The organism is Bacteroides sp. 90-K9/2 (assembly GCF_047310725.1).
Classification (GTDB): Bacteria; Bacteroidota; Bacteroidia; order Bacteroidales; family Bacteroidaceae; genus Bacteroides; species Bacteroides vicugnae.
On sequence record NZ_JBCGVL010000011.1, the window covers coordinates 86,980 to 108,829 of the forward strand.

Below are 21,850 nucleotides of genomic sequence, written 5' to 3' on the forward strand. Positions count from 1 at the left end.
CCAAGAATCAGAATTTATTTATAAGGCAATACTTTCAAACTACCGTTTGTTATTACGATCATACGTTTAATGAAATATGAAGATGTCCCAAAATAGAATGTAGGAAATGAAAATTCTATTTTGCGACATCTTCATATAAATCGGGCAGTACTTATTTGGCTTCTGCTGAAGGAGGAACGGCATTGTCTTCGCTGCCCCATGCTTTATTAGGTTTATTGCCCATTGTCAGTACTAATTTACCTCCGTTTTTCAAATCGTCATGGCTGAACCAGGGTTTTTCCCATTTTTGACCGTTCAGTGTAGCCGATTGGATGTACTTATTTTCGTCGGAAGCATTCTGGGCTTCGATTTCAAATACGGAACCGTTGCTGAGTATTATTTTTGTATTTGTGAAAAGTGGACTTCCGATATTGTAGATTGGTAAGCCCGGAGTGACAGGATAAAAACCCAATGAAGAGAAAACAACAAATGAAGTCATACCTCCGCCATCTTCGTCCCCAGGTATTCCCATGAGGTCATTACGGAACCATGTTTTCAGCATCTGACGGATACGCTTCTGCGTTTTCCAGGGTTGACCTGCATAATTGTAGAGATAAGGTATGTGTAATGATGGCTCATTTGCCATAGAAAACTGCCCGACATTACCCGTGTGGTCAGGTAGTTTTGAATAGAATTCATATTTACTGCGTCCCAGCGGTTCACTGAAAGTACGGTCGAGATTGGAGATGAACTGCTCTTTTCCTCCCATTAGGTTGATGAGGTCGGCCACATTGTGAGGTACATCCCAACGGTAAACCCAACCATTGTTCTCTCCATAATATTCGCGGGCGCCCATACCACCGGAATAACGGTAATCGAACGGTGTAATCCACTTGCCTTCCTTATCTTTCGGGTGGAAGAAACCGGTCTCTTTATTGAAGATATTCCGATAGTTGTAGGAGCATTGCAGATAGTGGGCGGCTTCGTCTTTCTTACCCAATAATTCTGCGATACGAGAAAGACACCATTGGTCGTAGCTGGTTCCTAATGTGACAGCGACAGGTTGACGCTTTTCGAAAGGGTGTACATTCGGATCTGTTTCCTTTTCATCCGGGCGAAGGGCGGGGATATATCCGTTTTCGCGGTAGAAGTTGTCCAACCATCCGGCAGCGGCTCCCGACCAGGGCGCAAGAGTTTTTTCTTCCATTCCTTTCCGGCACGCTTCATAGGCTTTCACCGCATTTATGTTCAGTCCTTTAGCCAGAGCGTCGGCTATGGTGGCAACGGCATGATTGGAGTTCATGCGGCGTGAGTCACCTGTAACTTCAGGGAAGGTAGGCATCCACATTGTTCCCATCTGTTCCGCCATTAACAGGAAAGAAGCAATGATGTCTTCTTCTTTTTTGGTGTCGATCAATATACGAAGTGGATGTGCCGCACGGTATGTGTCCCAAATCCAGTCATCGTTATAGAAAGGCGTACCGTTGTCATCATGTACCTTGCCGTCAAAAGCACTAAAGTAACGGCCACCGGCTTCACTCATGCAGATAGGGCGCTCGAAAGTACGGTAGAATGAAGAGTATAATACAGTCTTGTCATCTTCTGTTCCTCCTTCCACTTTGATACGTCCTAGAGTTTCGTTCCAGATTTGGCGTCCTGCTTTTGCCAGGTTTTTTATATTGTAGTCTTTCAGTTCATTACGCATATTCTTTTCTGCTTGTTCTTCACTGATGAAAGATATGCCGTAACGAAGACTGACTGTTGTTGTACCATCGGCAAAACGCCATGCTGCACAAGCATTGATGCCTTCCGCATTGTCTTTGCTGGCTTCGATGACTCCGTCTTTTAAGATGCCAGTGCTTACCGGTTTTTCCTGTGGTTCGATATATACGTACACATTGGTGTTGGCACTTAATTGCTGATGGCCGCTGATAAAGTTTTCGCCTACATGAATCGAACCATTACGGGAGTTTATAATGATATAGGCAGGTTTGTCTGCCTCAAATGTGATCCGGTAGAGAGCCGACTGATGGGAAAGGGCATATTCTGCTTTCATGCTGTTGTCGTTCAGGTCTACTTGATACGAGTAAGGCGTGATATGTTCGTTATCGTAGTTGTAGGTTATGATCGGACGAAGCTCTTTTCCCTGATAAGGACTAAGGTTGAACGCGGAACGTTCCCGGTGATTGGTGACAATCAACGGCAGGCCGTTTAACAATTCGGTGGTATAATCCGCACGTTCGGGATAGACACGAAGCATACTGTTTGGTAATTGAATGGTCGGAAACGTGGGAATTAGCAGATGGCTGATATTCCCTATGTATGGATTGACATAGTCGACCGGTGTCCGGTTAGTGGTTTGTGATTGCTCTCTATTACATCCGCTTAACATTGCAGCAACTGTGATCGTAGCAAAGAAATGTAAGATTCTCATGGTACTTTTATTTTTAATCGTTTTTAATCCTCTTTTATCTTCATTTTATCTGGCTTCCGGGTTTGTGAAGGCAGCTTTCAAAGTCGGAAGAAAATCCTTCTTGTTATCGCATTTAAAGAAACCGCTGAAATCATTCCGGTCCCCGTCTCCTATTTTAATAACCAGTTTATTCCATCCTTGCAATAGAGGGATTTCTTTATAGATTACCTCGTTACGTCCGTCGTGAGATATGCTTGTATAGGGGGTGTCATTAATGAATAATTCACGAGTTTTTGCTTTTAACATCAGAGAGAGTTTTGGCATATTAGGCTCTATCAGCAGGTCATCCAGAGGGCGCGGGCTGAATACGTAGAATTCCAGTGTCCATCCGTTATCTTTCTTTACGAATTTTTCTTTGGTTGCTACGGGGAAGTTTATCTGTTCATCACGCAGGAAGAATACTTCATTAATATTGGTTTCTGGCTTCTGATAGCTTATTCCTGCATTTTTTAAGATCATACTTAATGTGTTGTATCCTTTTTCTGAATTGGCGAATTCGGTCAATGTACTTAAATAAAAGGAGGAAGCACCTTGCTGGTATTTAACAAATACCGGAGTAGCGGACGTACATTCGTATTCACTGCGGATTGTTCCGGCAGTTTTGATTTCCTCCGGACGCTTGTTCCATTTGCGCCAGTCAGTCTTACAAGCGTTCAACAAGATATCCCCTTCTTCTACGAATGTGCCTTTTAATGAATAATTGGAAGCATCCGCTTTTTGAAGTTCGCAGAAATAGAAATCAGAATTGTTAAGTCCTTGCATCCATGCTTTCTGCACAGGTAGGAAAGAGGAACGTTTCAGTGGTTCCAGTGCGACAGGAAGTGGTAGAATATCATTGTATCTGCCTACTGTTTCCGGTGTAATTCCCCAAATCCATAAATCTGCACCTTTGGCGAGTTGTTTCTGTATTTCCTTTTGGGTAGTGTCATCTAACACTTGGCTGCCATCTATGATGTAAAGCAGTGAGGAGGGAGTGGTGATTTTAGAAGCGAATGCTACTCCTTGTGCATTTAACAGGTGTTTTACTTTGCTTTCTGGATTGCCGATAAATACTACCTCCTTATAATTTTTGTCCGGATTGGTAGTTTTGTGAGCTTTATATTGCTCTTTGTCGATGATGGCATAAGGAGACCATGCTGGTGCGCCCGGAGCATTGGCAGCACGTAAGGCACTATACATCGGCCATTCTTGATAGAGTGGCAAGGTGGGATCATAGCCAGGATTGAATGTAGTGCAATAAGGTCCCACACGTTCTGGTTGTACACCCGGAATCCCCTCTTTGTACTCACCGAAAAATACACCATCTTCTCTAACATCAGGTGCTTTGGTAATGTCTTTTTTACCGAGTGGGAGTGGTTTCAACGCATACCATGCCATATTGAAAACCGTACTGTATGAAGCCCCCATCCGGCGTTGGTTGGCTATTAGGTTGTAACATTCGTTAGCTAACCCTTCCATACGTCCTTCTTGTGATTCGTAGGCACGTTCTCCGTTATATTTGGATACTTGCTCAGGTGTGCCGTAATATGCCATACTGTGTTCACCGATTCCCCAAGGCTTTCCGATATTAATCCAGTTTTTCATGGAGTTGATGTCTCCGTAATGTCCTACGGTCACGGGTAATATACCATTACCGTCGTCTTCACCGTCAGATGAAATCCAAGGACGGGTAGGGTCGTACAGACGTACAATGTCACGCCATTCTTTCCATGCTTTTTGTTGGGCGGGGATTAATTCGGGACGGTTATATACATGCAGGATAACAGGTTTATTTTCATTGCTGATACTCCAACCGAAAACGGATGCATGATTGCGGTCACGCAGGACGAAACGCTTTAAATGTTCTTTCGATGCTTCCCAGAAGTGATCTGAATCTAGTTTCGGACCGCCGTCGCTAGCCCAGTTAGCGGTCTCATTCAGTACGCAGATTCCCATTTCATCCGCCATATCCATATAAAAACGAGGATAAACCTGTGCGTGCGGACGAACTGCGTTGCCGTTCATGCCTTTAATAGCGGTAAACCATGCCCATGCGTAGCGGCGTGTCATTTGCGGGATACCCATGAAGTGCCAGGAGTCTCCGTGTAGAGCATAAGGTTTGCCATTGAGGTATTGTGTGGTTCCCTGTAATGTCCATTCACGCCAACCAAAACGTTCGTATTTCGTGTCGATAGTTTGTTTCTTGTCCTTGATAGAAAGTAACAAGGCATACAGATTCGGTTGTTCGGGAGTCCAATATTGTAGTATATTCTCATTGACAGGTACTTGCAGTGTTATTATCTGTGATGCATTAGCTGCAATTGAAACTTTGCGTGGTGCGACCTGTAATGCTTCCGTACCCAGTGTCCATGCGGGAACGGGAGCGGAGTTTATGTCCGTTCCGGCGTAATTTATCCATTCTCTGACATTGCCTTGCAGTTGTATGTCAGCTTTCCGGTTGGTTTTGTTTTGTATGGTTACTTCGATTTCTAATGTATTCTTGGCAACCAATGGTTTCACATATACATCTTCTATATGTATTTGGGGTAAAGCTAACAGATATACATCTTGCCAGATACCGTTGATGTGATATCCCCACATAGAGCCTCCTGGGATAATACGGCGGCCGATAGTTGAATTATCTTCAAATAAGGATTGGCTGCGCACGCCTACAAGCACCTCTATTGTTTCACCGGGAGTGACTTTATCCGTGATGTCGAAGCTAAATGGCAGAAATAAATCGAAATTTTCACCTATTTTTTCCTTATTGACATAGACTTCTGAATATCCTGCGACGGCTTCAAAGTAAAGTTTGATTTGCCGGCCTGTCCAGTTGGAAGGAATTGTTATATTTTTTTTCATCCATGCCATTTTCACTTGTTCCCATTCTTTCGGATAAGACGGATAGTTACGGTGGTCGGGACCTTCGAGATCACGATAACCAAAAGCGTTGATATTCCATGGAGAAGGTATTTTGATGCGTGTCTTACTCCAGTTACTACCATCTTTCGGGAGTGGTAATTCGGGAGCTGCTCCTTTACCTTGTTTATAGTCTTTCGGTAAAGCAATGGGTTGGAAATCCCAATAGCCATTTAAACAAATTTCTTGGCGATGCTCTTTCTCGGTTTTATTCACCAAACCTTCACTGGGAGCGAAAGGATAGGGATAGAGTAATTTTTGACTGTTAGTCGCCGTTTGTGCATTTGTCTGTACGGGCTGTAAGGTAAAACTTGCCAGCAAACTGCACAATAGGATTAGATTTTTTTTCATATTTGTACATTAATAGTTTTTCTGATATTATTAGTTAACGGCAAAGTAAAAGGAAAAGTATTAAAAAGGAGGAATGAAATGGCTTAATCTGGGATTAAAAAGTGATTAATTGCATAAAAATATTTGTTTTTCCTTTAAGTAAAGGAGAAAAAAGACTTTTAATCATCTTTTGTAGGCTTGGATAATATTATGAATAAGGATGATTTTGTTTTACGCTTGACAGCTTATTTTTCAGGTGATTGATAAGAATCCCTATAGTCAAAGTTTGTACGACAGTGGAAGAAGATGGAAAGTTCGCCCTTTCTTTTGATGGAGGGATACAGTTGGACCATTGTCACAACTACAGGGAACTGGACTGTTTATGATGATTTTATAGTATCAAACATACAATTATCAGTCGGTATTCATATGATGAAAATTCATATACTCGGTCCTATGAATATTGATTGTTTTGAATTCTGGTAGAAAAATAGTAAGGTGATGTATCAAAATTGATACCCTTTGAAACAAAGTTTATAGACGAAGGTGAATATACCCCCTATCTTTGCCTTCATCTATTTTGATTAAAAGCTTGTGTAAATCAGGAATACTTTGTTGCCATGAAAACAACCCCTTGGATAAAACTATGTAAAGGTGCGGCACTTGCATTAGCAGTCTCTTACGGACTGACTTATTGCCATACAACTAAAAGCAAGTTGACTTTGGAACAGAAAGGTGATAGCCTGACTGTCATTCACATCACCTATCCGGCTAATTATATATTGCTTCCTATAGAAGAGGAAGCAATGGAAAGTCAGGTTCTTCTGGATACAGGAGAGGCTACAGATACCGATATGGATATTCGTCTGGCACAGACAAAAGTGGACTATTTTGTTCCGCTTGCCTTACCTGCCGGAGCAAAGACTGCTACCGTACGTGTGCGTAATAAATCAAAGGATGCACTTTGCTGGAAAGAAATCAAACTATCTGATACATTTGATACAGCCAATACAGATAAGTTTCGTCCAGTTTATCACCATACTCCTCTGTATGGTTGGATGAATGATGCCAACGGGTTGGTCTATAAAGATGGAGAATATCATTTGTACTTTCAATACAACCCTTACGGTTCCAAATGGGGAAATATGCATTGGGGACATTCCGTCAGCAGAGATCTTGTGCATTGGGAACACTTGCCTCCGGCTATTGCCCGTGATACATTGGGACATATCTTTTCCGGCAGTTCTGTTGTTGATAAGGAGAATGTGGCTGGCTATGGAGCGGGGAGTATTCTGGCTTTTTATACTTCTGCCAGTGACAAAAACGGGCAGATCCAATGTCTTGCTTTTAGCAAAGATAACGGACGGACATTTACTAAATACGAGAAGAATCCCATCCTTTGTCCTTCTGACGGTTTGAAAGATTTCCGCGATCCGAAAGTTTTCCGGTATGAACCGGAAGATAAGTGGGTTATGATTGTTTCTGCCGATAAGGAAATGCGTTTTTATGACTCGAAGAATCTGAAAGACTGGAATTATATGAGCAGTTTCGGAGAAGGGTACGGAGTGCAACCTTGTCAGTTTGAATGTCCGGATATGGTGGAACTTCCGATAGATGGAGACATAAATCGGAAGAAATGGGCGTTGATAGTAAACGTGAATCCGGGATGCTATTTCGGAGGGAGTGCAACCCAGTACTTTACAGGAAACTTTGACGGAACGAAATTTATTTGTGACAATCAGCCAAATGTCACGAAATGGCTGGATTGGGGAAAGGATCATTATGCTACGGTCTGTTTTTCGAACACAAGTGATCGGACGGTTGCCATACCTTGGATGAGTAACTGGCAATATTGCAATATTGTTCCGACAAAGCAATTTCGTAGTGCCAATGCTTTACCGCGTGAGTTGGGACTTTATACACAAGACGGTGAGCTTTATCTTTCAGCGGCTCCGGTGGCAGAGACGAAAACTTTGCGGAAAGAAAACAAGGAGATTCCTTCTTTCACCGTATCCAATGATTATCATATTGATTCTCTACTGACTGATAATAACGGAGCTTATGAATTAGCATTGGAGATTACTACCGGCAAAGCGGAGATTATGGGCTTCAGTCTCTTTAATGATAAAGGTGAAAAGGTAGATATCTATTTCAATCTTCCTGAAAAAAGACTGGTAATGGACCGGACGAAAAGTGGTATCGTAGATTTCGGAAAGAATAGCGTCCCTCATGAAATAGAAGCTCATGACCGTAGAAAGACGACTTCGATCAATTATATCGATGATTTCGCATTAGCTACCTGGGCGCCGATAAAAAAAGAAAATAAATACGCTTTGGATATCTTTATTGATAAGTGTTCTGTAGAAATATTCCTGAATGGAGGAAAAATAGCAATGACGAATCTGGTTTTTCCATCGGAACCATACAACCGTATGTGTTTTTATAGTAAAGGAGGAACGTTCAATGTTGATTCATTCAATGCGTATCGATTAGGTTTATAATATAAGGTAGAGGTTTACACAATAGATATTTTCATAGATTCAGTAAGAGCAATGGGTATTAGTTGCTTAAAGGTTCATAGGTTAGATTTATAAGTTAGGTTTTGTAGATTAGAATTAGGTGTTGGTAGCTGTCAGATGTGAAATCCGGCAGCTACTTTTTATTTGCTGGGTCTTGTTGGCTATTGTCGATTATTCTTCGATTTCAATTGTATATCCCCCTTGGAATATCTCATCCGGTTGCAGGTGCTGTATCCAGTCTTTATCTTTATATTCCCCTGTATAATGTGCGCGGTCGCAACGTCCATACCAAGGCTCGATGCAGACAAAAGGAGCATTCTTTGCAGGTGGCGACCAAAGGCCGACTACCGGAGCATTGAAGTGTAAACTTAAATAAGCCCGTTTCTCCTTATTAAATAAGGTGACTTTGCGAACCTGGCCGTTTTCCAAGATCAAAGCATCTTTATCAAAAGTATGAGTATCCAATGGTAACAATCCGTCTGCCAACTCTAAGGAATACTCAACAGAAGGATCAGCGCATCCCTTTTCAGAAATAAGAATATACTTCAAACCATCTTTCCTGTCGAATCCGAAGAACCCTCTTTCTAAACTGTTCGCATCAAACTCCGGCCAGTAGAAAGCAGGATGTGCCCCAATCTGAAAATACATTTCTTTGTCGCCGGTATTCTTTACTTTCCATATCACCTCAATTTGTTTTCCTTGAATGCGATAACCTATTTCCAGACAGAATGGAAACGGATATTTTTGCAAAGTCTCTTCATTGCTGATAAGGCGGTAATGTACTTCATTTTCTTTTTCGGAAACAAGCGTAAATTCCATGTCGCGGGCAAATCCATGTTGGGTAAGTGTATAAGGAATCCCTTCATTGCGATATTCATTTTCCCATACGCTTCCGACAATAGGGAATAGGACAGGAGAGTGACGTTTCCAAAAAGCAGGATCCGCTTGCCACAGGTATTCTTTTCCATTGGCGAAGATGCTGCAAAGTTCCGCTCCATGCGGAGATACTTGAATGGTAAGTTGTTCGTTGGAGATTGTTTTCATATCGTTCAATTTTCAGTTGGTTACAATCGGTAACTGACTTTTTTTATTAATCGTTTTAATTATAACTACTTTTTAAAAGCTTATATCACTACGCAAAGGTAATATTTTCCCACTGACAAGAGAATATCTTCTCCATAATTCTTGTGATGAGAAAAATAATGTATAAAACCCTATAAAATAGCGTTCTATGCAACAAATGTTACAGCCTTTGAAACATTTTTTTCAGTCGATTGACGTAAATCAACCGTAATTTGCATTATCGATAAAGATAAAATTCGTACTTTTAATTTAATAACATCAAACTAATGCTTAGTATTATGAAGAACAAAAAACTTCTTTGCAGCGTTTGTTTCCTGTTTACTTTCATGTCAGTCCTTTGGGGACAAAACATAACGGTGAAGGGAAACGTTACTTCTAAAACGGATGGACAGCCGGTCATCGGTGCCTCTGTTGTTGAAGCTTCAGCTACTACTAATGGAACAATTACTGATTTAGATGGTAATTTCACCCTTTCGGTTCCGGCTAACTCTACTTTAAAGATTACGTATATTGGTTATAAACCGGTGACCGTAAAATCGGCTACAATCGTTAATGTACTATTGGAAGAAGACACTCAAATGGTAGATGAAGTGGTCGTAACAGGCTATACTACCCAGCGAAAAGCAGACTTGACCGGTGCTGTTTCCGTAGTAAAAGTAGATGAAATCCAGAAACAAGGTGAAAATAATCCGGTAAAAGCCCTTCAAGGACGTGTTCCCGGCATGAACATTACTGCTGATGGTAATCCGAGCGGATCGGCTACCGTACGTATTCGTGGTATTGGTACGTTGAACAACAACGACCCGCTTTATATCATCGACGGTGTTCCTACCAAAGCTGGTATGCACGAATTGAATGGCAATGATATTGAATCCATTCAAGTGCTGAAAGATGCAGCTTCGGCCTCTATCTATGGTTCTCGTGCTGCAAATGGTGTTATCATCATTACTACCAAACAAGGCAAAAAAGGACAGATCAAAGTAAACTTTGATGCTTCGGTTTCTGCTTCCATGTACCAAAGCAAGATGGATGTGCTCAATACGGAACAGTACGGACGTGCCATGTGGCAGGCCTATGTAAACGATGGCGAGAATCCGAATGGTAATGCCTTGGGATATAACTACAACTGGGGATATAACGCCGATGGAAATCCGGTATTATATGGTATGAGTCTTTCCAAATATCTGGATTCGAAGAATACGATGCCTGTGGCAGATACTGACTGGTTTGATGAAATCACCCGTACAGGTGTTATCCAGCAATACAATCTGTCTGTCAGCAACGGTTCGGAAAAAGGTTCTTCCTTCTTCTCATTGGGCTACTATAAAAACTTGGGCGTTATTAAAGATACGGACTTCGACCGTTTCTCGGCCCGTATGAACAGCGATTATAAATTAATTGATGATATATTGACTATCGGTCAGCATTTCACATTAAACCGTACTTCGGAAGTGCAAGCTCCTGGCGGAATTATCGAAACTGCTTTGGATATTCCTTCCGCCATTCCCGTTTATGCTTCGGATGGTTCATGGGGAGGACCGGTAGGAGGATGGCCGGACCGTCGTAATCCTCGTGCCGTACTCGAATACAATAAAGACAATCGATACACGTACTGGCGTATGTTCGGTGATGCTTATGTGAATCTAAGCCTTTTCAAAGGATTGAATGTACGGTCTACTTTCGGTCTGGACTATGCTAACAAACAAGCCCGTTACTTCACTTATCCTTATCAGGAAGGAACACAGACCAACAACGGCAAGAGCGCAGTAGAAGCCAAACAGGAACACTGGACCAAATGGATGTGGAATGCCATTGCCACTTATCAGTTGGAGATAGGCAAACATCGTGGAGACGTGATGGCAGGTATGGAGTTGAACCGTGAAGATGATAGCCATTTCTCCGGATATAAAGAAGACTTCTCTATCCTTACCCCGGATTATATGTGGCCCGATGCAGGTAGTGGTACGGCACAGGCTTACGGTGCCGGTGAAGGTTATTCACTTGTCTCTTTCTTTGGTAAAATGAACTATTCTTATGCTGACAGATATCTGCTTTCATTGACTATTCGTCGTGACGGTTCTTCCCGCTTCGGTAAAAATCATCGTTACGCCACTTTCCCTTCCGTATCTTTGGGATGGCGCATCACGCAGGAAAACTTTATGAAAGAGTTGACTTGGCTGGACGATTTGAAACTGCGTGCTTCATGGGGACAGACCGGTAATCAGGAAATCTCCAACCTTGCCCGTTACACGATTTACGCGCCTAACTATGGTACAACAGATTCCTTCGGAGGTCAGAGCTACGGTACGGCATACGATATTACCGGTTCCAATGGAGGCAGCACTCTACCTTCCGGATTCAAACGTAACCAGATCGGAAATGATAATATCAAGTGGGAGACAACCACACAGACCAATGTCGGTATCGACTTCAGCCTGTTCAAACAATCCCTCTATGGTTCATTGGAATACTATTATAAGAAAACAACCGACATCCTGACCGAAATGGCCGGTGTAGGAGTATTGGGAGAAGGTGGCAGCCGTTGGATTAATTCGGGTGCGATGAAAAACCAAGGCTTTGAATTCAATCTGGGTTATCGTAACAAGACTGCTTTCGGACTGACTTACGACCTGAACGGAAACATCTCCACCTACCGGAATGAAATTCTTGAATTACCGGAGACGGTGGCTGCTAATGGAAAGTTTGGTGGTAATGGAGTAAAGAGTGTAGTCGGACATACTTACAATGCACAAGTGGGTTACATTGCCGATGGTATTTTCAAATCACAGGAAGAAGTTGACAATCATGCTACCCAGGAAGGAGCAGCTGTCGGCCGTATTCGCTATCGTGATATCGACCACAACGGTGTGATTGATGAAAAAGACCAGGAATGGATTTACGATCCTACTCCTTCTTTCAGCTACGGCTTGAATATCTATCTGGAATATAAGAACTTCGATCTGACTATGTTCTGGCAAGGCGTGCAGGGAGTGGATATTATTAGTGACGTGAAGAAGAAAAGCGATTTCTGGAGTGCAGCCAATGTCGGCTTCCTGAACAAAGGAACCCGTTTGCTCAATGCCTGGTCGCCTACCAATCCGAATTCCAATATCCCGGCATTGACTCGTAGCGATACAAACAATGAACAGCGCGTCTCCACTTATTTTGTAGAAAACGGTTCTTTCCTGAAACTGCGCAATATCCAATTAGGATATACAGTTCCGGCAGTCATCTCCAAGAAGTTGAGAATGGAACGCTTGCGTTTCTATTGCAGTGCACAAAACCTGCTGACTATCAAAAGTAAGGACTTTACAGGAGAAGATCCGGAGAATCCGAACTTCTCTTATCCGATCCCTGTGAATATCACATTCGGACTTAACATCGGATTTTAATTCACCTCATTTATAAAACGAACGATTATGAAAAAGATATTATATATAGCAACCATCGGATTTACCTTGCTGACAAGCAGTTGTGACGATTTCTTGGATCGTCAGGTTCCGCAGGGCATTGTGACCGGAGATCAGATCGCTTCTCCCGAATACGTGGACAACCTCGTGATTTCAGCCTACGCCATTTGGGCGACAGGTGACGATATCAACTCTTCTTTCTCTCTTTGGAATTATGATGTACGTTCCGACGATTGTTATAAAGGTGGTTCCGGAACAGAAGACGGTGGTGTGTTCAACGCACTGGAGATTTCCAAAGGTATCAACACTACAGACTGGAACATCAACGATATATGGAAAAGACTGTATCAATGCATCACTCGTGCCAACACAGCCTTACAGTCACTCGACCTGATGGATGAAAAAACTTATCCGCTGAAGAATCAGCGCATTGCTGAAATGAGATTCCTGCGCGGTCATGCTCACTTTATGTTGAAGCAACTGTTCAAGAAGATCGTTATCGTGAACGATGAAAACATGGACCCGGATGCTTACAACGAGCTTTCGAATACCACTTATACCAATAATGAACAATGGCAAAAGATAGCAGATGACTTCCAGTTTGCTTACGACAATCTGCCGGAGATACAAATGGAAAAAGGACGTCCTACCCAGGCTGCCGCTGCCGCTTATCTGGCAAAGACCTACCTGTATAAGGCTTACCGTCAAGACGGAGTGAACAACAACCTTACCGGCATCAACGAAGAAGACTTGAAACAGGTGGTGAAATATACCGATCCCCTTATCATGGCCAAAGCCGGTTACGGACTGGAAACTGATTATAGCATGAACTTCCTGCCGCAATACGAAAATGGTTCAGAATCTGTATGGGCCATTCAGTATTCTATCAACGACGGAACCTACAACGGTAACCTGAACTGGGGAATGGGATTGACAACTCCGCAGATACTCGGTTGCTGTGATTTCCACAAGCCGAGCCAGAATCTGGTGAATGCTTTCAAAACTGATTCGCAGGGAAAACCGCTGTTCAGCACTTATGATAATGAGAACTACGAGGTTACGTCAGACAATGTAGACCCCCGTTTATTCCACACGGTAGGTATGCCGGGCTTCCCTTATAAATACAACGAAGGCTACATGATTCAGAAGAATGATGACTGGAGCCGTAGCAAGGGACTTTACGGATATTATGTTTCTCTCAAAGAGAATGTAGACCCGGATTGTGACTGTTTGAAGAAAGGTTCTTATTGGGCAAGTTCTCTGAACCATATTGTCATCCGTTATGCAGACGTATTGCTGATGCGTGCCGAAGCCTTGATACAGTTGAACGATGGACGTATCGCTGACGCTATCTCACTTATCAATGATGTACGCAGCCGTGCAGCCGGAAGTACCATGCTGATTTTCAATTACAAAGAAGAGTACGGAGTAAACTTCAAAGTAACCCCTTATGAACTGAAAGCCTATGCACAGGACGAAGCAATGAAAATGCTGAAATGGGAACGTCGTGTAGAGTTCGGAATGGAAAGCTCACGTTTCTTCGACCTCGTAAGATGGGGAGAAGCCAAAGACGTCATCAATGCTTATTATGTAACCGAAGCATCCCGTTGCTCTGTCTACAAGAATGCAGGTTTCACAGAAAATAAGAACGAATACCTCCCTGTTCCATTCGAACAGATCAGTGCTAGTAACGGAAATTATACACAGAATTTCGGTTGGTAACCATCAATCTTAAAACAAAGAATAACATGAAATCAATCATAAAACAACTTTATACAATCCTGTTGGTGACTGTAGCATGCCTGACAGCCACGGGATGTAGTGATGACTTCAAGTCCAATCTTCGTCTGGACGGAGACGTATGGGTGAACGCTATCAAGCTGGATGCATATGCGGGGACGATCGATTATCAGAATAAAACAATCGTAGTAGGAGTTCCTTACGATTATGACGTAACCCGGATGGCAGTTACAGAAATGAATCTTTCCGAAGGAGCCACGGCCAGCATCGCTATCGGTGAGACCATCGACTTTTCTCTTCCCGTATCTTTGACAGTGAAGAATGGTGATGTACAAATGAGCTACACGATTACCGTGAAGAGAGATGAGGCGAAGATTCTGACCTTCAAGCTGAATGATACTTATGTGGGTAAAATAGACCAGTTATCCAAAACGATATCTGTGGTTGTGCCGCTGACGGTGGACATCACCCAGTTGAAAGCTACATTTGCCGTATCAGATGGAGCCACTGTGACTCCGGCATCCGGAAGTATCCAGGACTTTACAAATCCTGTTACCTATACGGCAACTTACCGTTCGGCAGTTACTCCTTATGTAGTGACAGTCACTCAAGGAAATGTGATTCCGACTGCCTTTGTCGGTACAGCTTCTTCCGTGAGCCAGCTGACAAGTCCTGAAGAAAAAGCCGCTGCCCAATGGATGATGGATAATATATCAATGTCCGAATATATCTCGTTCAAAGATATAGTAGATGGAAAAGTTGATTTAGGTAAATATACTGCAATCTGGTGGCACTTCCATGGAGACAATGCTAATGAAAATCTTCCTTTACCGGATGATGCAAAAGCAGCCGTAGAGAAGTTTAAAGTCTACTACCAAAACGGTGGTAACCTGTTGCTGACCCGCTATGCTACTTTCTATATCGCCAACCTTGGCATTGCAAAAGACGGGCGCATACCAAACAACTGTTGGGGAGGAAATGAAGACTCACCCGAAATAGTGCCTAATCCCTGGAGCTTCCCGATTACCGGCAATGAATCTCATCCGTTGTTCCAGGATTTAAGATGGAAAGATGGAGACAAATCAACAGTATATACCTGTGAGGCTGGTTATGCGATGACTAATAGTACAGCACAATGGCATATCGGAACAGACTGGGGAGGTTATGCCGACTTGAACGAATGGCGCAACTTGACAGGAGGAATCGATCTGGCACGTGGAGGTGATGGTGCGGTAGTCATTGCCGAATTCGAGCCGCGCTCCAATAGTGGACGTACGATCTGCATCGGTTCCGGTTGTTACGACTGGTATGGTAAAGGAGTAGACGCTTCTGCCGACTACTACCACTACAACGTAGAGCAAATGACTCTGAATGCAATCAACTACTTATGTAAATAAAAGAATAAGCGATAATTATGAAAAATATGATCTTACATATAGCATTAACCACGCTGTTGGCCTCAATGACCGCCTGCAGTGATGAGATGGATCCCGTATTGACCCAGAAAGACTGGGATGGTACAGCCACTTATTTCCAATCGACCGACGAACATGGCTTCTCCATGTATTACAAACCGCAGGTAGGCTTTATCGGTGACCCGATGCCATTTTATGATCCGGTTGCCAAGGATTTTAAAGTGATGTATCTGCAAGATTACCGTCCGAACCCTGAAGCTACTTACCACCCCATTTTCGGGGTGGCAACCAAAGACGGTGCCACTTATGAATCCCTTGGCGAACTGATTCCCTGCGGAGCCCGCGATGAACAGGATGCGGCAATCGGTACAGGAGGTACAATCTACAATCCGGCTGATAAACTCTATTACACATTCTATACCGGCAATAAGTTCAAACCCTCTTCCGACCAGAATGCACAAGTCGTGATGGTAGCTACTTCGCCTGACTTCAAAACATGGACTAAAAACCGTACTTTTTACCTGAAAGGAGATACTTACGGCTATGATAAGAATGACTTCCGCGACCCGTTCCTGTTTCAGACCGAAGACGGTGTTTATCACATGTTGATCGCTACCCGTAAAAACGGAAAAGGGCACATTGCCGAATTTACCTCTACCGACTTGAAAGAGTGGGAATCTGCCAGAACATTTATGACCATGATGTGGGATCGTTTCTACGAATGTCCGGACGTATTCAAGATGGGAGACTGGTGGTATTTGATTTACTCCGAACAGGCTTCTTTTATGCGCAAAGTGCAATACTTCAAAGGCAGAACGCTGGAAGAGTTAAAGGCAACTACTGCCAATGACGCCGGAATATGGCCGGACAGTCGCGAAGGTATGCTGGACAGTCGTGCATTCTACGCAGGCAAGACCGCTTCCGACGGAACGAACCGTTACATCTGGGGCTGGTGTCCCACACGTGCCGGCAATGATAACGGAAACGTAGGTGAGGTAGAACCCGAATGGGCAGGCAATCTGGTGGCACAACGCTTGATTCAGCACGAAGACGGTACGTTGACGCTCGGAGTTCCCGATGCAATCGACCGTAAATACACTTCTGCCCAAGAAGTGAAAGTAATGGCTAAAGAAGGAAATGTAACAGAAAGCGGTAAGACATATACGTTGGCCGAAGGTGCTTCTGTCATTTTCAACCGACTGAAAGTACATAACAAGATTTCCTTTACCGTAAAGGCATCCTCGAATACAGATCGTTTTGGAATCTCTTTCGTTCGTGGAACGGACTCCAAATCATGGTACAGTATCCATGTCAACGCTGATGAAGGCAAAGCTAACTTCGAGAAAGACGGCGATGATGCCAAATATCTGTTTGATAACAAATTCAACATCCCGGCCGATAACGAATACCGTGTGACAATTTACAGTGACCAGTCGGTTTGTGTGACTTACATCAACGACCAGTTATCTTTCACAAACCGTATCTACCAGATGCAGAAGAATCCATGGTCACTCTGCTGTTATAAAGGTGAAATCACCGTATCAAACATTCAGGTGAGCACATATTAATAGAAAAGTAACATCTTTTACAGTGTTTGAAACAAAAGTGACAGGCGCTTCATTCCGGAGCGCCTATCTTTGCACTGTAACAACCTTAATACCATAAAGCATGAATTTAAAACTCTCTTCCAAACAAATTCAAACCTTCGCGGTTTTACTTTGCATGATTGTGATGAATATCTCCCTATCTGCTCGCGCGGATAACTCTCCTCTATTAATAAAAGATTTAGGAGAAGGACATTGCCTTGTACGTGTCAACACTAATCAGAAATATCTGTTGTTGCCCGTAGAAGATGCATCTCCCGACGTGCGTATCCGCATGATTGTCGATAATAAGGAAGTGGATAACTTTGATGTCCGCCTGGCCATCCATAAAGTCGATTACTTTGTCCCGGTAGACCTTTCGGCTTATTCCGGCAAACAAATCTCTTTCAAGTTTAAAATGAATTCGAACGATCCGATTCGTGTCAACCTTTCACCGGATAACACGGCTTGTTGCAAGGAAATGAAGTTGTCCGACACGTTCGACACCAGTAATCGAGAAAAGTTCCGTCCCACCTACCACTTCTCACCTCTCTACGGATGGATGAACGACCCCAACGGAATGGTATATAAAGACGGAGAATACCACCTGTTCTATCAATACAACCCATACGGTTCCAAATGGGGCAATATGAACTGGGGACATGCCATCAGCAAAGACCTCATCAACTGGGAACATCGTCCCGTAGCCATTGCGCCGGATGCATTCGGAACCATCTTCAGTGGTTCGGCTGTGGTAGATTCCAAAAACACTGCTGGCTTCGGTGCTGGCGCCATCATCGCTATTTATACCCAAAATGGCGACCGCCAAGTGCAGAGTATCGCTTACAGCACCGACAACGGACGCTCTTTTACTAAATATGAAAACAATCCCGTACTAGTATCCGAAGCACGCGACTTCCGCGACCCGAAAGTCTTCTGGTATGAAGGCACTCAACGCTGGATTATGACATTGGCAGTAGGGCAGGAGATGCAATTCTTCTCTTCTCCCAACCTGAAAGACTGGACATTCGAAAGTAGCTTCGGCAAAGGACAGGGTGCTCACGGAAACGTTTGGGAGTGTCCCGACTTGTTCGAACTTCCGGTAGAGGGAACGAATGAAAAGAAATGGGTATTACTTTGCAGCTTGGGCGACGGTCCTTTCGGTGACTCGGCCACTCAATACTTTGTCGGAACGTTCAACGGAAAAGAATTTGTAAACGAATCACCCTCCAAAACCAAATGGATGGACTGGGGAAAAGACCATTATGCCACTGTAACTTGGAGTGATGCTCCCGACAACCGTCGCATCGCTATCGCATGGATGAGCAACTGGCAATATGCAAACGATGTTCCTACCTCTCAATACCGTAGCCCGAACTCTGTTCCTCGCGATTTGAGCCTGTTCACCGTAGATGGCGAGACTTATCTTCAGTCTGCTCCTTCTCCCGAACTGCTGAAACTGCGTGACATCTCCAAGAAACGCTCGTTTAAAGTGAACGGAACACGTACCATCAAAGACATGATTGCCGGCAATGAGGGGGCATACGAAATAGAACTGACTATCGAAAATCAACATGCGGATGTAATCGGCTTCCGTCTCTACAATGACAAAGGCGAAGAAGTGGATATGCAATATGACATGAAAGAAAAGAAATTCTCGATGGACCGCCGCAAGAGCGGAGATGTAGGTTTCAATGAGAACTTCCCAATGTTGACCTGGACGACCATTGAAAGTGGAAAAGACGAATTGAAACTCCGTCTCTTTGTCGATAAATCCAGTGTGGAAGCCTTTGGTGATGGCGGACGTTTTGTGATGACTAATCAGGTATTCCCGTCGGAACCTTACACTCATATCGACTTTTACAGTAAAGGAGGAGCGTATAAAGTAGAATCGTTTGTGATCTATAAGTTGAAGAAATAAGCTCATTCTTCTTACTCTATGCGCTCTTTTCTCGTTTCTTTAGAGTAGAATACTTCTTTCCTTATGGAAGAGTACGTCTGTCCTAGTGGAAGAGTTCTACTAAAGTGCGGAGACACTTTCTTCAAAGCCACGGTTCTGTTAGTTCGTCACGGCCGTGGTAACCCAACAAGACCGTAGCTTTAAAGTAACAAGGAACGGGAGATACATCAACTATATAAAGGACTGATGCATACATTGCCATAGGGTTATGTGCTCCGCCCTATGGAAACAGAATTCATCATATAAAAGATAAAATAATGGAAAACAGTAAAAACTCTTCCCTCTCCAAACTAATCCCGGTGATGCTTTGCTTCTTCGCCATGGGATTCGTTGACCTGGTAGGCATTGCCTCCAATTACGTAAAGGCAGATCTTGGTCTGTCGGACTCACAGGCGAATATCTTTCCATCACTGGTATTCTTCTGGTTCCTGATTTTCTCCGTACCCACCGGCATGCTGATGAGCCGCATTGGTCAGAAGAAAACCGTATTGCTTAGTTTGATTGTGACTTTCGCTTCTCTGTTGCTACCCGTTTTCGGCGACAGCTATATGCTGATGCTGATTTCCTTCTCCCTCCTGGGCATTGGAAATGCGTTGATGCAGACTTCTCTGAATCCGTTACTTTCCAATATCGTGCGTGGCGACCGCCTGGCGAGTAGTCTGACTTTCGGCCAGTTTGTGAAGGCCATTGCTTCTTTTCTGGCACCTTACATCGCCATGTGGGGAGCGACACAGGCCATTCCGACTTTCGATCTAGGCTGGCGCATCCTGTTCCCTATTTATATGATTGTAGCTGTCATTGCTATTCTTCTGCTCAATGTCACACAGATTGAAGAGGAAAAAGAAGAGGGCAAACCGTCTACTTTCGGACAATGTATCGCCCTGCTTGGCAAACCGTTTATTCTGCTTTGTTTCATTGGCATCATGTGTCATGTCGGCATTGACGTAGGTACGAATACTACCGCCCCGAAGATTTTGATGGAGCGCATCGGCATGGGATTGGATGATGCTGCTTTTGCAACCAGTCTTTATTTTATTTTCCGTACGGCAGGTTGCTTTCTGGGTTCTTTCATCTTGCGTAAGATGTCTCCGAAATCTTTCTTCGGCATTAGTGTGGTGATGATGTTGATTGCCATGATCGGTTTGTTTATCTTCCATGAAAAGGCAATTATCTATGCTTGCATCGCTTTGATTGGTTTCGGCAACTCCAATGTATTTTCCGTCATCTTCTCGCAGGCATTGCTTTATCTGCCGGGTAAGAAAAACGAAGTTTCCGGCTTGATGATTATGGGACTTTTCGGCGGGACGGTGTTTCCGTTGGCAATGGGAGTGGCTTCGGATACTTCCATGGGACAGAATGGTGCTATCGCCGTAATGACGGTGGGCGTGCTTTATCTTTTGTATTATACGTTCCGTATCAGAAAATAATTTTATAACTTTGGAAACAATAAAACCTGTATATCATGAATAATATAATTGTAGGAATGGGCGAAGCACTTTGGGATGTGTTGCCCGAAGGAAAGAAAATCGGTGGTGCTCCGGCAAACTTTGCCTATCATGTATCACAGTTTGGTTTTGACAGTCGTGTAGTGAGTGCCGTAGGCAGGGATGAACTGGGAGAAGAAATTCTGAAAGTATTCAACGAGAAGAAGTTGAAGATGCAGATTGAACAGGTAGACTATCCTACCGGTACGGTGCAGGTGACGCTCGATGACGAGGGCGTGCCTTGTTACGAAATCAAAGAGGGCGTGGCGTGGGATAACATTCCCTTTACGGATGATTTGAAACGTCTGGCCTTGAGCACACGTGCTGTTTGCTTCGGTTCGCTGGCTCAACGTAATGACGTGAGCCGTGCCACTATCAATCGCTTTCTGGATACGATGCCCGATATAGATGGACAGCTCAAGATATTTGATATCAATCTCCGCCAGGATTTCTACTCTAAAGAGGTATTGCGTGAATCGTTCCGCCGCTGCAACGTCCTGAAGATAAACGACGAAGAACTGGTGACTATCAGCCGTATGTTTGGTTATCCCGGTATCGACTTGCAGGATAAATGCTGGATTCTGTTGGCAAAATACAACCTGAAGATGCTGATTCTCACTTGTGGAATCAATGGCAGCTATGTGTTCACTCCGGGCGTTGTCTCTTTCCAGGAGACGCCCAAAGTACCGGTTGCCGACACAGTGGGTGCAGGCGATTCTTTTACGGCTGCTTTCTGTGCTTCCATTCTCAATGGAAAACCGGTGCCCGAAGCGCATAAACTGGCTGTCGAGGTTTCTGCTTATGTCTGCACACAGAGCGGTGCGATGCCCGAACTTCCGCAGGTTTTGAAAGATAGACTGATGTAATTCTTTTATTGATAGTAAGCATAGAGGTATATTTCATTTCGTGGGGGTGTACCTCTTGTTTTTTGTACGTACGAAAGATACAGGCATAAAAAAAGGAGCAACGCCTTGCT

General features: G+C 43.7%; 11 protein-coding genes. 8 read left to right on the plus strand and 3 right to left on the minus strand.

Annotated elements, in window-relative coordinates:
- Positions 1-151 precede the first annotated feature (151 nt).
- Together AAHJ11_RS19555 and AAHJ11_RS19560 are read right to left on the minus strand one after the other, a co-directional pair.
- Positions 152-2,413 carry a GH92 family glycosyl hydrolase gene (locus AAHJ11_RS19555; RefSeq protein ID WP_298044747.1) on the minus strand — a complete coding sequence of 754 codons (2,262 nt, stop codon included), beginning with the start codon at positions 2,411-2,413 and terminating at the stop codon, positions 152-154.
- Positions 2,414-2,458: 45 nt separating this feature from the next.
- Positions 2,459-5,701, minus strand: coding sequence for a glycoside hydrolase family 2 protein (locus AAHJ11_RS19560; RefSeq protein ID WP_148364652.1), 3,243 nt, complete (start codon positions 5,699-5,701; stop codon positions 2,459-2,461).
- A 599-nt stretch (positions 5,702-6,300) separates the two neighbouring features.
- Here AAHJ11_RS19560 and AAHJ11_RS19565 point away from each other — a divergent pair.
- Positions 6,301-8,181, plus strand: coding sequence for a DUF4980 domain-containing protein (locus tag AAHJ11_RS19565; protein WP_008774815.1), 1,881 nt, complete (start codon positions 6,301-6,303; stop codon positions 8,179-8,181).
- Between the two features lie 189 nt (positions 8,182-8,370).
- Here the strand turns inward: AAHJ11_RS19565 and AAHJ11_RS19570 are convergent, their stop codons facing one another.
- Complete coding sequence (locus tag AAHJ11_RS19570; protein WP_148364653.1) at positions 8,371-9,243, minus strand: aldose 1-epimerase family protein; 873 nt, start codon at positions 9,241-9,243, stop codon at positions 8,371-8,373.
- A 317-nt stretch (positions 9,244-9,560) separates the two neighbouring features.
- Between AAHJ11_RS19570 and AAHJ11_RS19575 the strand changes: the two genes are divergently transcribed.
- The 7 genes from AAHJ11_RS19575 (at position 9,561) to AAHJ11_RS19605 (ending at position 21,740) form a co-directional block, all read left to right on the plus strand.
- On the plus strand, positions 9,561-12,674 hold the full coding sequence (locus tag AAHJ11_RS19575) for a SusC/RagA family TonB-linked outer membrane protein (RefSeq protein ID WP_195649706.1): 3,114 nt from the start codon (positions 9,561-9,563) through the stop codon (positions 12,672-12,674).
- 27 nt (positions 12,675-12,701) lie between these two features.
- Complete coding sequence (locus AAHJ11_RS19580) at positions 12,702-14,414, plus strand: RagB/SusD family nutrient uptake outer membrane protein (RefSeq protein WP_008651889.1); 1,713 nt, start codon at positions 12,702-12,704, stop codon at positions 14,412-14,414.
- 26 nt (positions 14,415-14,440) lie between these two features.
- Positions 14,441-15,829: a DUF4960 domain-containing protein gene (locus AAHJ11_RS19585; protein ID WP_320974928.1), complete on the plus strand. Its 1,389-nt coding sequence runs from the start codon at positions 14,441-14,443 to the stop codon at positions 15,827-15,829.
- Positions 15,830-15,846: 17 nt separating this feature from the next.
- Positions 15,847-17,415, plus strand: coding sequence for a glycoside hydrolase domain-containing protein (locus AAHJ11_RS19590; protein ID WP_320979314.1), 1,569 nt, complete (start codon positions 15,847-15,849; stop codon positions 17,413-17,415).
- Between the two features lie 100 nt (positions 17,416-17,515).
- Positions 17,516-19,351: a DUF4980 domain-containing protein gene (locus AAHJ11_RS19595; RefSeq protein ID WP_008651883.1), complete on the plus strand. Its 1,836-nt coding sequence runs from the start codon at positions 17,516-17,518 to the stop codon at positions 19,349-19,351.
- Between the two features lie 296 nt (positions 19,352-19,647).
- Positions 19,648-20,817, plus strand: a complete 1,170-nt coding sequence (locus AAHJ11_RS19600) for an MFS transporter (protein ID WP_074556869.1) — start codon at positions 19,648-19,650, stop codon at positions 20,815-20,817.
- A 35-nt stretch (positions 20,818-20,852) separates the two neighbouring features.
- Positions 20,853-21,740: a carbohydrate kinase gene (locus tag AAHJ11_RS19605; protein WP_320974930.1), complete on the plus strand. Its 888-nt coding sequence runs from the start codon at positions 20,853-20,855 to the stop codon at positions 21,738-21,740.
- The last annotated feature ends 110 nt before the right edge of the window (positions 21,741-21,850 follow it).

What these genes read in the sequence shown, in the direction of transcription:
- AAHJ11_RS19555 (WP_298044747.1), bottom strand. Translation starts at nt 2,413, where the DNA reads ATGAGAATCTTACATTTCTTTGCTACGATCACAGTTGCTGCAATGTTA.
- AAHJ11_RS19560 (WP_148364652.1), bottom strand. Translation starts at nt 5,701, where the DNA reads ATGAAAAAAAATCTAATCCTATTGTGCAGTTTGCTGGCAAGTTTTACC.
- AAHJ11_RS19565 (WP_008774815.1), top strand. Translation starts at nt 6,301, where the DNA reads ATGAAAACAACCCCTTGGATAAAACTATGTAAAGGTGCGGCACTTGCA.
- AAHJ11_RS19570 (WP_148364653.1), bottom strand. Translation starts at nt 9,243, where the DNA reads ATGAAAACAATCTCCAACGAACAACTTACCATTCAAGTATCTCCGCAT.
- AAHJ11_RS19575 (WP_195649706.1), top strand. Translation starts at nt 9,561, where the DNA reads ATGAAGAACAAAAAACTTCTTTGCAGCGTTTGTTTCCTGTTTACTTTC.
- AAHJ11_RS19580 (WP_008651889.1), top strand. Translation starts at nt 12,702, where the DNA reads ATGAAAAAGATATTATATATAGCAACCATCGGATTTACCTTGCTGACA.
- AAHJ11_RS19585 (WP_320974928.1), top strand. Translation starts at nt 14,441, where the DNA reads ATGAAATCAATCATAAAACAACTTTATACAATCCTGTTGGTGACTGTA.
- AAHJ11_RS19590 (WP_320979314.1), top strand. Translation starts at nt 15,847, where the DNA reads ATGAAAAATATGATCTTACATATAGCATTAACCACGCTGTTGGCCTCA.
- AAHJ11_RS19595 (WP_008651883.1), top strand. Translation starts at nt 17,516, where the DNA reads ATGAATTTAAAACTCTCTTCCAAACAAATTCAAACCTTCGCGGTTTTA.
- AAHJ11_RS19600 (WP_074556869.1), top strand. Translation starts at nt 19,648, where the DNA reads ATGGAAAACAGTAAAAACTCTTCCCTCTCCAAACTAATCCCGGTGATG.
- AAHJ11_RS19605 (WP_320974930.1), top strand. Translation starts at nt 20,853, where the DNA reads ATGAATAATATAATTGTAGGAATGGGCGAAGCACTTTGGGATGTGTTG.